Origin of the sequence: Arthrobacter sp. MYb23 (assembly GCF_002979775.1) — a bacterium.
Lineage (GTDB): Bacteria > Actinomycetota > Actinomycetes > Actinomycetales > Micrococcaceae > Arthrobacter.
In genome coordinates, this window is sequence record NZ_PCPR01000015.1 from 32,122 (window position 1) to 45,009 (window position 12,888).

Here is a 12,888-nt window from a genome sequence, read left to right on the forward strand (position 1 = left end):
GCGCCACTCAGAACCTCCCGATTAGCCGATAGCCGAGCTGCCTTGTCCGCATGCTGTACCTCACGGCAAGAAGAAGCGATGCCACAGCTGTGGAGGCAACGGCAACCATCGCCGATTCCCACACCAAGATCCCGAGGATGGCAATCGGGATGGTTATCAAATAAGTGACGACGGTTGATGGCAGGGAGAGCCACGACGCCCGCTGTTCCACCGTCAAGATCTCCCCGCACAAATTCTCTACAACATAGGCGGGTACTGCGATGAGATAGGCAGCAGTCAGTATCCACACCAATCCGACGTCAACCTCATTGCCGCCCAAGACCTTGGCAAGAACGGGCACGGCGGCCGCCACACCAGCCGCTGCGATGAAACTGGGCCACACAACATACTTACGCGAACGTTGCACCACAGCGTGGGCGTCCTGCTGGCTTCTGCCCCGGGAGTACCCAACAAATACACCAACAGCGCTGAGCGTCGCCTGGGGAACCCGACAGTAGAGAGTCCAGATCCTCGTAGCCACCGCTGCCGCGGCAACAGTGGCTACGTCCAAACGGCTGATGAGCATGAAGGGCACCACGGCCGCGGCGTAGTTGTTCATTTGCCTCAACCCGACACCGAGGCTTGTTACAAACATCTCCCGGGTCAGCGGGATGATCCGGGGTTGATCAGTCTCACCTACCCTTTCCCCACGACCTCGGGAGAAATGCCGCACGAGGACAAATACCCCGCAGGCAGCAGTGAGAACCTGAGCGATCACCGTCGCGATGGCCACCGCCATCACCGGGTTGGCTGCCAGCACATTTATCGGGCCGTAAACCAAGGCGGCATTGAACGCCGCATTCAACACGAACACGGCGACAATGAGGACAATCGAAGGGCGTTGTCGCCCCACGATGCGGAGGGTGACCGAAACGGCGGCCAGAGCCAAAGTGAAGGGAATGCCCACCATGCGTACGGTCAAGTAATCGGTGGCTATGGCAGCCACAGCAGGCTCGGAACCTACAACGTCAAAGATCAGGGGAACAACCCGGGTGACCACCATTCCGGCTGCAGTCCAAACGGCAGCAACGATCAGCAGCGCGGCAAACAATTTAGGCAATAACCTGCTGGCATGATTCCGCCCTTCGGCGCGAGCCAATTTCACAGCAAAAACATCGATGATTCCCGCGAAGAAGGCCATAAAGAGCGCGGTCACGAGATCGCCCAAACCTATGCCGGCCACCATGAGGGCGCCAAAAGGGGCCACAAAGGCCAGGTCGATAGCTCCATTTCCGGCGCTCAGGAGATCGACTGCAAACATGGTCCCGGCCAGGGAAGCGAACGTCCGAGGAGAAAGGACAGTGTGGGCAGCAGCGCTCGATGCCGCCGGGTCCTCCGTTGAACTGATTCGTTGTGACATTACGCCACAAGCTAACACACATTATTTGCCTATTCATGCTTCCCAGAGGTTTACCAAAATTACTTTGATCGACATTTCTGGTGATATGGAATTACGTCAGAATGCCGCTTCATCGGATTACGGCAGGCATACCGAAAATGCTGAATTGCTGCAAGTCACATTCATTGGGTTCGTTTCTCACGGGCCCACCCGGCGCCCTTGACGCCTTAAAACTGGGTCTGCCGTGCACACATCCCGGATATCGGCGACAATTCAATGATGAGCATCCCGTCCTCGTCCCCGGCCAACGTCCGAGTCGACGCTTGGCTGTGGGCGATCCGTGCCTACAAGACCCGTTCCGCTGCCACCGCCGCCTGCCGGGCCGGGCACATCCGCGTCAACGGGAACCCGGTTAAGGCATCGCAGAGCGTGATCATTGGAGACACCATCCGCGTCCGGGAGTCAGGCTGGGAGCGGATCCTTGAGGTGCGGCGACTCATCGCGAAGCGGGTAGGGGCAGAAGCCGCGTCCCACTGCTTCACCGACCACACTCCCCCGCGCCCCGTCGCCCCTAAACTCGGACTCCCCCAGCGCGACCGCGGCGCCGGCCGACCCACCAAGAAGGACCGCCGGGATATGGAGAAGCTGCGGGGCTAGGCGGACCCTCACTGATGGTTATCCACAGGCCGCATTTTCTGACATGAATGGTTGCCCGTTCCCGGCCTAGACTGACCGGCACACCGCCAAACAGCTGCTGGGGAGCCTGTCATGTCACGCCTTTCGTTTGCCCATTTTCCTTTTGTTCAGTTCCGAAGAGCTGTAGTTGGCCTGACCGCTATCGTCCTCCTGAGCGGTTGCCAGGGCGGCTCCGCACCGAGCGCCTCACCTTCAGAGACCAGCTCGACGACGGCGTCGCCCACCTCGAGCGTTTCGGCTCCGGCGGCTTCGGCTACTGCCATTCCTACTGCAGCCGCTGTTTACAAACCCGCTGACGCGATGGGGAAGGCGCAGAACGTGCCCGTTCCCGTGATGCCAGAGCTGGCGAAGGAGAACTCGAAGGCCGGGCTGGAGGCGTTTATTGGGTACTGGTACGCGCAGCTGAGCTACAGCTACGAGACGGGTTCTACCGACCAACTGACGCCCCTCAGTAGTCCGACATGCGCCTTATGTGCGTCCCTCCGCAGGGGTGTGGAGAGCGCTTGGCTGGACGGGCGGTGGATCACCGGGGCAACCATCAAGTCAGCGACCATTGAGACTGACTTCGATCCATCAATCTCCACCCAAGTCGCCGTCGTGCAGGTCATCCAAGAACCCATTGAAATCAGGGTGGCTGACGGATCGCTTTATCAGGACCCCACAGCCGCAACGAATTCAGCAAGTCGAGCAGCCCTGAGGTTTGAGAACCAGCGGTGGCTACTGACCGACCTTGGCTTGATCCGTTAGCTATGCAGACTCTCAAGCGTGTCAGCGTCACTCTTATCGCTTCCACCTTCATGGCACTGACGATGCAATGCGGAATCGCCAGTGCCAAAGACCCAAAGATAGACATTGGGTACGTCGACAATGGGCTGAACCTCAGTGCGTCCCAGTGGACCAGAGACCCCACCACCGGCAGCTTTACACTGTTCGTTGAAGGCAGCAGCGCGGGTTCTGAGGACCCGAATCAGTACATGGCCGACGTTCATTGCCGGGCAGGCGGAACAGACACGCCCGACAGAGGGTGCCTCACCATGGAATGCCCGGCCAAGACACCTGACGGAGAAGAAGGCACCCCCGTGATCTGGCGGCAGGCTCCGAAATCCATCACGAATCCCACTTGGACCGACTACCCAGCAGTCAGCGGCCCCACCTGCCTCTACGACCCCCAACCCGAGAATGTCCTGGCCAACATCGCCGCCCGAATCCTCGACGACTTCCGACAACTCCCCGTCAACCCCGGAAACCTCGAAGCCCAACCCTTCCCCCACACCCTCAAAGGCGGACCCACCAACTTCTACACCACCGCAGGTGAGCAGGCCTTCGACCTCACCATCCTCGGCCAAACAGTCCACCTCACCGCCGCACCCGCCAACCACACCTACAGCTTCGGCGACGGCACCGCCCTCGGACCCACACCCGCCGCCGGCTACCCCATCCCCGAAACCGAATGGCTCAGCAACGAGACCCGCACCAGCCACATCTACACAAACACCGGCAACTACCCAGCAACCCTCACCACCAGCTTCACCGGCACCTACTCCGTCAACAACGGACCACCGCTACCCATCAACGGCACCCTCGACATCACCACACCGGCCAAAACCATCCACGTCTGGAAAACAGAAAAAGCACTCGTCGCAGACACCTGCCAAGAAAACCCCAACTCCTGGGGCTGCCCCGGCACCAATAGCGACTAAGCCCAGTCCTCACGCGTCTACTTGCCAACTCCGTCAGCGAGACCACAGATGTAGGTCATGGTCGTTGTCTTGGTGGGTTCATCGCGGATGATGCCCGCGCTCTCAGAGACGCTAAAGGTCACTTCAGCGAACGCGGGGGGCGATGGTCAAAACGTGCACAGCTTCACCCGGCTGTCACCTTAGTGTTTGGTGGCAAGCTGACAGCCAAGTGGGGGCTGCGCCTGCCCACTAATTTGGGTCTACTGAATTCTCAGAGAACGCGGACGCCAGACTTGAAGAAAGCCGTACCCGGCGAACCCCGAGCTGTTGAACGACGGATTTCCGGCGGGTTTAGTACATTGCAACGCGATCTCATCGATGTGAAATTCGCGTCCGTAGAGTCGTGCTTTATGAGACGAAAGAACCTGTTGCGCGCCTGCGCCTTATCAGTCCTGACAGCTCTCTTGCTGGGGAGTTCAAGTATCGCCTTCGCGGCGGAAGTGCCGTATCCGGTGTCTGCCACCATCGAGGTCGGAGGAGAAATCATCGATATGGCGGTCGATGAAACGAGCGGTACCGTATACGTCCTCAAGGGTCAGTCACAAGTGATGCCGACCACCTATTCACTCGTTGTCATCAACGGCACCACAGTCACGGCCACCATCCCGATTGATGGAACAGCACGCCGGATAGGGGTCGATTCCGGTGATCATACGGTCTACGTCACGACAGGGGACAAGGTCGTCGTGATCAAGGGGACATCGGTGACCAATACGGTACCTGTCGGCTGGGGAGCACATAACGTGGCCGTGGATTCGAGTACCCACACGGCTTACGTCGCACAGATAGACGGGGCCAGCGTAGCCCTCATCAACGGCGGAAGTGTCACAAGCACGGTTCCCACCGGCCCGTTTCCGAGTGACCTGGTGGTCGATTCGATGACTCACACCGCTTATGTTCTGGTCGAGGCAGGGACCGGCGGCGGCGGATGGGTGTACAGCGCGATCCAACCCATCGTCAACGGCATCCCGACGCAAGAAGTCTGGGGTGCGCTGCCCACGATAGGCCCCCTTGCCTTCGATCCAGTGGAAAATCGGCTCCTGTTCTGGAATATGGAAAACGTGGCGGAGTACAAGGACGGCAAAGTAACCCAGTTCCCGGACTTCTTTCCCAATAGCGATAGAGCGCGCATGTTGACTTACGACGCCGAAACGCGGACGTTCTTCTTCGCGAAGTCTCTTGGGGGCAACGAGAGCGGCTATGAGCTCACAGCAGAGAGGGACGGCCGTTTTGAAAGCCTCGGGAAATTCACCCTCGGGCGTGGCCGAATGGTCGTCGACACGGTGCATGACAAAGTCCTGCTGGAGCAACTGGACAAGGTCATCGTTATGGACAGCAAGTGGCCGGACCCGAAGGCTCCGCAGGGTCGGGATGCCGACGGTTTCGCGGACGTACTGGCCCGAGACGGGGCAGGGAACCTGTGGATGTACCCCGGTAACGGCACCGGGGGCTGGCTCCCCCAGCGGCAAGTTGGCACGGGCTGGAATGTCATGTCCGAGCTGACCGTGCCCGGTGACTTCAACGGCGACGGTTTCTCCGATGTCCTTGCCCGTGATGCGGTCGGCTACCTGTGGATGTATCCAGGTGACGGTACGGGTGGATGGTTGCCGCGGGTCCGTGTGGGCTCCGGCTGGAACGCCATGTCTGCTCTGACCGGACCCGGTGACTTCAACGGCGACGGCTTCGCGGACCTCCTTGCCCGCGATGGGGCAGGAAATCTATGGATGTACCCCGGCAACGGCAAAGGCGGCTGGCTCCCCCAAGTCCAGGTCGGCTGCGGTTGGAACGCCATGTCAGAGCTGACCGGCCCCGGTGACTTCAACGGCGACAGCTACGCCGACCTCCTAGCCCGCGACGGGGCAGGAAATCTATGGATGTACCCCGGCAACGGCAAAGGCGGCTGGCTTCCCCAAGTCCGGGTGGGCTCCGGCTGGAACGCCATGAGCCCCGTCCTCTAGAGGCTTCAGGGGAAGTAACAAAACGACGCCGGCACCCGTCCCCGGGTGCCGGCGCAACGACTTTACCAGCGGTTCCATGGTCCCGGGACCTACACCGTTTTGTCCTACAACCCCCGAGGCAAACCCTGCCAATTGCGTTAAAGAAGAAAAGCACCAGTTCCGAAGAACTGATGCTTCCCAGTGGTGGCTCCGACCGGCGTCGATCCGGTGACCTTTCGATTTTCAGTCGAACGCTCTACCAACTGAGCTACAGAGCCTAGGTGACATGTCACCTTGAGAACCGAATTTCTTCAGCGCTCAGAGCGACCCTGACGGGACTTGAACCCGCGACCTCCGCCGTGACAGGGCGGCGCGCTAACCAACTGCGCTACAGGGCCTTGCGTTTGCAGTATCTCTACCGCGTTTTTTTCAAGGCTTCTAGCTTACCAGACTTTTTTCATCCGATTTACCACTTCCTTGCGTACCCCCAACGGGATTCGAACCCGTGCCGCCGCCGTGAAAGGGCGGTGTCCTAGGCCGCTAGACGATGGGGGCCTGAACTCAATTCGGATTTCGCAAAGAAAAGGGACGCTCTACGCGTTCTTTCCGTGTCTCGCTCGTCCGAACTGGACTCTAAAACTTTAGAGCATAGATGGCGATATTCCCAAATCGAGGTTTGCGCAGTGTCGCGGACCACAAACCGGGTGACCGCCGAGGGGCGGGATCTCAAGGGGAAGAAGCACTCAAAGGGTCGAGAGCTCACCCCTCGGCGGACTTCCTAGGGGGCTGCAGCCCAACATTGGCAGGATCTTGTCCTGACGCGTCCGAAAACCGCCAGCCGCCCCGGCTGCGTGCCGGATACATTTGCCCTATGACAACCACCACCCCGGCCGAACCCGGCCAGCCCTCCCCGGGCTCATCCCCGCGCACCACCCCCGCGCCGGGAGCAGCCATCAGCAAACTCGGCATCGCAGCCGTCATCATCACGGTGGTCCTGTGGGCTTCGGCCTTCGTGGGCATCCGGGCAGTCGGACCCAGCTTCTCCCCCGGTTCCTTGACGCTTGGACGGTTGGCGGTTGCCGCCGTCGTGCTTGGAATCGTGGTGCTGCCGACGTTGAAGGTCTGGCCGAGCGGCCGGGAATGGGTGCCGATCGTGGCTTACGGGGTGATGTGGTTCGGCGGCTACAACGTGGCACTGAACGCCGCGGAACACATGCTCGACGCCGGCACCAGCGCCATGCTGATCAACGTCTCACCGATTCTCATCGCGATTCTTGCGGGCATTTTCCTCAAGGAGGGGTTCCCGCGTTGGCTGCTGATCGGCAGCGGCGTGGCGTTCTGCGGCGTCGCCATGATTGCCTTGGGTTCAGGACAGCGCTCGACGGCGGACGTCGCCGGTGTGCTGTTGTGCTTGCTTGCCGCTGTGCTCGCCTCCGTGAGCGCGATCCTGCAGAAGCCCGTGCTCCGGAAGTTCACGGCAGGACAGGCCACCTGGTTCGGCATCATGGTGGGTGCGATCTGCTGCCTCCCATGGACGGGTCAGCTGATCTCCGAGGTCCAGGCGGCACCGCTCCCCGCGACACTGGGACTGGTGTATTTGGGCATCTTCCCCACAGCCATCGCCTTCACCACCTGGGCGTACGCTCTGTCCTTGATCTCGGCCGGGAAGCTGGCCGCCACCACGTACCTGGTGCCCGGTACCACCATCCTGATTTCCTGGGCAGTCCTCCAGGAGATCCCCACCATTTGGGGACTGATCGGCGGCGTAATCTGCCTGATCGGGGTCGGATTAACTCGTCGGCAAACCCGACAGCCCCGCCAAACCCGACAGCCCCGCCAGACCAGCCAGCCCCGAAGCTAGCGGGCCATGCCCATCAGAAGTTCGCGGTGCGTGGGCGGGTTGGCACCTGGCCGGCCAACGGCAATGGAAGCGGCCATGGAGGCAATGGTTCCGATCCGTTCCAGCACGGTCGGCGCAAGTCCGTCGCTGCCACGCAGCAGCAGCCCCATGATGAGGGCTGCGGTGTAGGAATCGCCAGCGCCGATGGTGTCCGCCACAGTTGCCGGGACAGCCGGGACGTTGAGCTGTATGTGCTTGGTGGCCATGAGCGATCCATTGACCCCTTGGGTCACCACGGCAAGCCCCGTACCAAGGGCCAGGAGATGGTTCGCCGTGTCCTCAAGCGCCTTGCCCGGGTAGAGCCACCGGGCGTCGGTGCCGCTGAGTTTAACGACGTCCGTCAAGGGCACTATTTCCTCAAACAATGAGAGTGCCTCGTGGTGACTTCCAAGAAGGTCGGGGCGGATGTTGGGATCGTACGTGACCATGCAGCCGCCCTGGGCCTGCTCCAGCAAGCTCCGGACAACGCTTGCACCCGGCTCCAGGAAGGTGGCAATGGAGCCGGTGTGCAGGATTCTGGGCGCATAGGGCAAAGCCAGTGGAGCCAGCGCCCAGTCGATATCGAAGGTGTAATCCGCGGAACCATCGGCGGTTATCCGGGCCGTCGCCGTCGCCGTTTTGCCTGCGGACATGGATCCGGGCAACAACACCACACCTGCTTTTTGTAGGTGCGCAGCGATGGCATCACCCCGTGCGTCGCGGCCAATCGCTGTCAGCAGGCCCGTTTTCACGTCCAAAAGCCCAAGGCCATAGGAGACATTTGCCGGCGAACCGCCGGGGTATTCCTTCTGCCCGTTCGCCGACTGGACGATGTCGATCAATGCCTCACCCACAACGACGACGTCGAGGGGCTCAGGTGCGGGGGAAGCGGTGCCGGTCATGCGGTTCCTGTGTCTGTCGAAAGGAGGATTGAGTTCAGTATCTCCCATCACACACGGAGCCATTGCTGCGTTCGCGGACTAAAGTCGAATCATGCCCGCGAATCTTCCTCCCGGCCTGCCAATAGTTCCCGACGGCGAGCGCCCTTCCTCGCCGCTCGGGGAACGGAACGCAGTGCACAGTCCTGTCGAAAACAGGCCCGGTGATGAAGCCCATTTGTCAGGGCCTTACGAGATGTCGCCCGAGGACTTTGAGGAAGCCGTCAGTGACGCCCTGCAGCTGATCCCACCCAAAGCGGCCAGCGCCATGGACAACGTGGCGATCTTCATCGAGGACGACTACACGCCACAGCCCGGCGAAGATCCGGACACCGTGTTGTTGGGACTCTACGAGGGAGTTCCGTTGACCGAACGCGACTCTTGGTGGGAGGCAGGCTCCCTCCCTGACCGGATCACCATCTTCCGTCAGCCCATCCTGAACATCTGCAGCACCCGCCAGGAGGTTATTGATGAGGTGGCTATCACCGTGGTGCATGAGATAGCTCACCATTTTGGGATAGACGACGACCGCCTGCATGAGCTCGGCTGGGGCTAGCCTTATAGGCATGGGGCACGACCACAACCACTCCCACGGAGTCACAGCAACCGGCAAGCATCGGAAGCGGCTTATCGCCGTCCTGGCCATCACCTTAGGCGTGGTGGGCATCCAGGTGGTTGGCGCCGTCGTGTCTGGCTCTCTGGCCCTGTTGGCTGATGCCGGCCACATGCTCTCGGACGCCGCTGGAGTCTTCATCGCCCTCATGGCGGCGTGGATCGCCACCCGTCCGGCGAGCGACCAGCGGACCTATGGATACCAGCGGGCCGAGGTATTGGCTGCCTTGGCCAACGCCCTGATCCTCATAGTCATCGCCGTGGTGATCATGATTGAGGCCATCCGGCGCTTCGGCGAGACCACGGAAATCCACACGGACGTCATGCTGTGGGCCGCCATTTTGGGTGCGGTGGCAAACCTCGTCTCACTCCTGATCCTGCAGGGGGCACAGAAGGAAAGCCTCAACGTCCGCGGCGCCTACCTTGAGGTCCTGGGCGACCTCCTCGGCTCCATCGCGGTCATCGTGGCGGCAATCGTGATCATGACCACGGGATTCAGCGCCGCCGACCCCATCGCCTCGGTAGTGATCGCCCTGATGATCATTCCGCGGGCCTGGCATCTGTTACGGGACGTGGTGGACGTACTCCTGGAAGCCACTCCCAAGGGCGTGGACGTCAACATGATCCGCGAGCACATCCTGGCTGTCGACGGCGTGGTGGAGGCCCACGACATCCACATCTGGACCATCACCTCCGGGGTGCCCGTGTTCTCGGCCCATGTGGTGGTGGAGGATGAGGTCCTCAACGCCACGGGTGCGGACAGCATCCTCGATCAACTGGGCTCTTGCCTGGGCCGGCACTTCGATACCGAGCACTGTACTTTCCAGCTGGAGCCCGTGAGCCACTCGGAGCACGAGTCGCACCAGCACGCCTGATCTTTTCGGCCTTCAGGGGTTGTCCGTACTGACCGTTCCGGCAGCGCCGTCAACGGTGATGTGCTGTCCAGTTCTGATGCGCGAGGTTGCGTCGGGGACGCCCACCACCGCAGGTATGCCGTACTCACGGGCCACCACAGCGCCGTGGGAATTAGGGCCACCCATCTCCATGACCAGCCCTCCAGCAGTGAGGAACAGGGGCGTCCAGCCAGGGTCCGTTGACGGTGCCACGAGGATTTCCCCGGGTTCCAGGTGGGCGCCAACCGGATCCATGATGACCCGCGCAGGTGCAGACACCAGACCTGCCGACGCCGGACTGCCGGACAGGGTTCCTGGGGGCGCGGTGCCAGGGCCCTGCTTGCCGCCACTTCCGCCGGCCGTAGCCTCGGGTTCTGTCCCGTCAGACAAGAGCACTCTGGGAATGTGCCTGCGGCGGAGTTCCTGTTCATAAACCGCGCGGCGGTCCGCAACCACGTCGCGTAGGTCATCCCCCGCCAAGGCGACCTCGACGTCGTCGAGGTCCAGAAAGAAGACGTCCTCCGCACTTTCAATCCGGTGCGCTGCCGCAAGCTCGTTCCCGACCAGGAGCAGTTGCTCCCTCGCGGCCGACAATCCGAGGACGAGGTTGTACTTAGGTAACTCGCGCAGGCCGGCGAATCTCCGCGTCCGGTCCAGAGCCGTGCGAACGATCACGGCATGAAGTGGACTCTTCGCCCTGGCGCGGGCCACGAAACGGGCCACCTGCTCATCGGCCTCACGGGCTGCCCGGATGAACTGTCGATCCGGGGTCTCCGCCCCTTCCCCGAGCCTCAAATAATTCGCCACTACCCCGAGGATGTGGGTGGGATCGTCCGACCAGCGGGGCATTCCGAGGTCGATCTCGGCAACGGCTCTGTGTCCATATGAGCGCAGGAACGCTTCCACGCCGGACTGTGCAACCGGCGGGAGGTCCGCTTCCCGATACTGTTCAACCAGTTCCACTGCCGTTCTGCCAACCATGGAGGCCACGGCGTCGGGATCCTTCCGCATATCCGAGGCGAGCTGCCATAAAGCCAGGTCCATCTCCGTGGTGACGTTGTTGGGTAGGCCACGGATCACTGTTTGGAGTTGATCGTAGGGCGCCTGCCCGCCCAGAATACGGCTCACCAGCGCCAGCATGGCGAATCCGAGCGCAGGAAGAGGCAGCACCTGCGGCACGGTGGCGAAGACTTCATCTCCCAGGATTCTCTGAACGTGGCCGAGCCGCTGATGGGAGGTTGCTTCCCTCGGCACAGCCAAAGTGGTGCGTAATTCCGCGTTGATGCGTTCCACCCTTTTCATCGCCGCAGCTGGCCGGAACAGTCCGCGGAGCACGGACCCGGGGACGCGGTACTTAGCCGCAACCGGCCCCACATGGCGAATCAGCTTCAGGGGCGTCTTAGTGATCACCGTGAACCGTGGATCATCAAAGAGACCCCGCATGAGTGTGGCTGAGCGAGCCTCCATGACATCGAAAACCCGCGGAACGATTGCCCGCCCGACCCGGCTCCGCAGCACCGCTGTGAGATCGAAAAATATGCGCTGACCGGCCTCATAATACGGTGGAGGACCGGACCTGGGATCAGGTACATCGAACGCAGCAGTCTTGGCGACGCAGGATGCGATGAGGCGGATACCGGCCAAACCCATGGGCGTCAAAGGCCTGGTGAGGCCCTGTGCGAGGCTGAAGTTCAGGAACGCGTGCTCCCCCGTAGCAGGAGGCATTCGGGTGGTTTGCGGGTAAAGGGTGGTGATGGGCCGGGCCTGGGTGAGCCACAGCTTTCCTGCGGCGTCGATGGCCCATTCAGTATCCTGTGGGGCGCCGTAGTGTTCCTGGACCTCACGGCCCAACGTGGCGAGCGCAAGGACCTGGCCGTCACTGAGGCAGGGCTGAGGAGCCGGATCATCAAGCAAGGCCTGGTGACTCCGCTCAAGACGTTCCGTGCCGCCGCCTGGAAGGGCGCGGATCTCCACGTGTTTGTCCCCCAGGGTCCTGCTCACAATCTCGCCGCGTCGGGGCTCCACCACGTAATGATCCGGATTCACGGCACCGGAAACCACCGCTTCCCCCAGGCCAGGGCTGGCATCAATGACGGTTTCATGGCGATTCCCCGTCACGGGGTTGGCGGTAAACATGACGCCGGCCGTAGTGGAGTCCACCATCTCCTGCACCACCACGGCCAAAGCCACCGTGGCATGGTCAATCCCGTTGGTGGTCCGGTAGGTCACGGCACGGTCTGTCCAGAGCGAGGCCCAGCAGCGGCTCACGGCGTCCAGGACCGGGTCCACGCCTACGACGTTCAGGAAGGTGTCCTGTTGTCCGGCGAAGCTCGCGAACGGCAAGTCCTCGGCCGTGGCCGAAGACCTGACAGCCACGGGGACGTCATGGCCCAATGCCTCGTACGCCGATCTCACCGCTTCTGCGATCCCGGCCGGCACCCCGGCGTCGAGAACCAAAGACCGGGCACGGACGGCAATCTCACTGAACCGGCCCAAGCCAGCTGAGTCCACACCCGGTTGCGAGCCGGAGGCTTCCGAGCCGGGGGTGCTGGCCTCTTTCAAAGCCGCGAAGACTTCCTCCAAGCCGGTTGCCACGAGCGCCTGACGGTACGCAGCTGTTGTGAGGCAAAATCCCGGTGGCACAGGCAGCCCCGCGCTGGTTAACTCGCCCAGATTAGCGGCCTTGCCACCGACCACCGGAAGCATGGATCCACGGATTTCGGCGATGTCCATGACGAGCACGGAATCGGAAGCTCCACGGCCGTCGCCACGATCCTGCGCCGGCTCCCCAGGCTGCTTCTTGTCCATGGACGAAA

Annotated in this window: 10 protein-coding genes and 3 tRNA genes; 7 read left to right on the forward strand and 6 right to left on the reverse strand. The window is 61.8% G+C overall.

Translation table 11 applies throughout. The annotated features are described in order from the left end of the window. Nucleotides 1-7: 7 nt before the first annotated feature. Nucleotides 8-1,399, reverse strand: coding sequence for an MATE family efflux transporter (locus tag CQ020_RS15315; RefSeq protein WP_105692633.1), 1,392 nt, complete (start codon nucleotides 1,397-1,399; stop codon nucleotides 8-10). A 255-nt stretch (nucleotides 1,400-1,654) separates the two neighbouring features. Here CQ020_RS15315 and CQ020_RS15320 point away from each other — a divergent pair, with 255 nt between their 5' ends. The 4 genes from CQ020_RS15320 to CQ020_RS15335 all read left to right on the forward strand — a co-directional run bounded on the left by CQ020_RS15320 (nucleotide 1,655) and on the right by CQ020_RS15335 (nucleotide 5,771). Continuing rightward, the gene (locus tag CQ020_RS15320; protein ID WP_024818458.1) at nucleotides 1,655-2,035 is read left to right on the forward strand and encodes an RNA-binding S4 domain-containing protein; all 381 of its coding nucleotides are present in this window, start codon (nucleotides 1,655-1,657) and stop codon (nucleotides 2,033-2,035) included. A gap of 111 nt (nucleotides 2,036-2,146) precedes the next feature. Further along, nucleotides 2,147-2,821 (forward strand): DUF6318 family protein, encoded by a 675-nt coding sequence (locus tag CQ020_RS15325; protein WP_105692634.1) that lies wholly within the window; start codon nucleotides 2,147-2,149, stop codon nucleotides 2,819-2,821. Nucleotides 2,822-2,823: 2 nt separating this feature from the next. Next, nucleotides 2,824-3,774, forward strand: coding sequence for a PKD domain-containing protein (locus CQ020_RS15330; RefSeq protein WP_258141907.1), 951 nt, complete (start codon nucleotides 2,824-2,826; stop codon nucleotides 3,772-3,774). A 389-nt stretch (nucleotides 3,775-4,163) separates the two neighbouring features. After that, nucleotides 4,164-5,771, forward strand: coding sequence for an FG-GAP-like repeat-containing protein (locus CQ020_RS15335; RefSeq protein WP_258141908.1), 1,608 nt, complete (start codon nucleotides 4,164-4,166; stop codon nucleotides 5,769-5,771). Between the two features lie 181 nt (nucleotides 5,772-5,952). Here the strand turns inward: CQ020_RS15335 and CQ020_RS15340 are convergent. From CQ020_RS15340 to CQ020_RS15350, 3 genes are all read right to left on the reverse strand, one after another. Continuing rightward, nucleotides 5,953-6,028, reverse strand: a tRNA-Phe gene (locus CQ020_RS15340). A 46-nt stretch (nucleotides 6,029-6,074) separates the two neighbouring features. Further along, nucleotides 6,075-6,148 (reverse strand) — tRNA-Asp (locus CQ020_RS15345). Between the two features lie 84 nt (nucleotides 6,149-6,232). After that, nucleotides 6,233-6,305, reverse strand: a tRNA-Glu gene (locus tag CQ020_RS15350). Nucleotides 6,306-6,621: 316 nt separating this feature from the next. Here CQ020_RS15350 and CQ020_RS15355 point away from each other — a divergent pair. Continuing rightward, nucleotides 6,622-7,611, forward strand: a complete 990-nt coding sequence (locus CQ020_RS15355) for a DMT family transporter (RefSeq protein ID WP_105692635.1) — start codon at nucleotides 6,622-6,624, stop codon at nucleotides 7,609-7,611. Here CQ020_RS15355 and CQ020_RS15360 read toward each other — a convergent pair. After that, entirely contained in the window at nucleotides 7,608-8,531 is a 924-nt protein-coding gene (locus tag CQ020_RS15360; protein WP_105692636.1) for a carbohydrate kinase, read from the reverse strand. The genes CQ020_RS15355 and CQ020_RS15360 overlap by 4 nt on opposite strands. 91 nt (nucleotides 8,532-8,622) lie before the next feature. Here CQ020_RS15360 and CQ020_RS15365 point away from each other — a divergent pair, with 91 nt between their 5' ends. Together CQ020_RS15365 and CQ020_RS15370 are read left to right on the forward strand one after the other, a co-directional pair. After that, nucleotides 8,623-9,123 carry a metallopeptidase family protein gene (locus CQ020_RS15365; RefSeq protein WP_105568166.1) on the forward strand — a complete coding sequence of 167 codons (501 nt, stop codon included), beginning with the start codon at nucleotides 8,623-8,625 and terminating at the stop codon, nucleotides 9,121-9,123. Between the two features lie 10 nt (nucleotides 9,124-9,133). Next, nucleotides 9,134-10,054: a cation diffusion facilitator family transporter gene (locus CQ020_RS15370; RefSeq protein WP_024819257.1), complete on the forward strand. Its 921-nt coding sequence runs from the start codon at nucleotides 9,134-9,136 to the stop codon at nucleotides 10,052-10,054. A gap of 12 nt (nucleotides 10,055-10,066) precedes the next feature. On the opposite strand, the gene CQ020_RS15375 is transcribed toward CQ020_RS15370, so the two are convergent. Continuing rightward, nucleotides 10,067-12,880 (reverse strand): PEP/pyruvate-binding domain-containing protein, encoded by a 2,814-nt coding sequence (locus tag CQ020_RS15375; protein ID WP_105692637.1) that lies wholly within the window; start codon nucleotides 12,878-12,880, stop codon nucleotides 10,067-10,069. Nucleotides 12,881-12,888: the final 8 nt, after the last annotated feature.

Excerpts from the sequence above, each read along its gene's own strand:
- CQ020_RS15330 (WP_258141907.1), top strand. The coding sequence starts at position 2,824 with ATGCAGACTCTCAAGCGTGTCAGCGTCACTCTTATCGCTTCCACCTTC.
- CQ020_RS15320 (WP_024818458.1), top strand. The coding sequence starts at position 1,655 with ATGATGAGCATCCCGTCCTCGTCCCCGGCCAACGTCCGAGTCGACGCT.
- CQ020_RS15370 (WP_024819257.1), top strand. The coding sequence starts at position 9,134 with ATGGGGCACGACCACAACCACTCCCACGGAGTCACAGCAACCGGCAAG.
- CQ020_RS15365 (WP_105568166.1), top strand. The coding sequence starts at position 8,623 with ATGCCCGCGAATCTTCCTCCCGGCCTGCCAATAGTTCCCGACGGCGAG.
- CQ020_RS15315 (WP_105692633.1), bottom strand. The coding sequence starts at position 1,399 with ATGTCACAACGAATCAGTTCAACGGAGGACCCGGCGGCATCGAGCGCT.
- CQ020_RS15355 (WP_105692635.1), top strand. The coding sequence starts at position 6,622 with ATGACAACCACCACCCCGGCCGAACCCGGCCAGCCCTCCCCGGGCTCA.
- CQ020_RS15360 (WP_105692636.1), bottom strand. The coding sequence starts at position 8,531 with ATGACCGGCACCGCTTCCCCCGCACCTGAGCCCCTCGACGTCGTCGTT.
- CQ020_RS15375 (WP_105692637.1), bottom strand. The coding sequence starts at position 12,880 with ATGGACAAGAAGCAGCCTGGGGAGCCGGCGCAGGATCGTGGCGACGGC.
- CQ020_RS15335 (WP_258141908.1), top strand. The coding sequence starts at position 4,164 with ATGAGACGAAAGAACCTGTTGCGCGCCTGCGCCTTATCAGTCCTGACA.
- CQ020_RS15325 (WP_105692634.1), top strand. The coding sequence starts at position 2,147 with ATGTCACGCCTTTCGTTTGCCCATTTTCCTTTTGTTCAGTTCCGAAGA.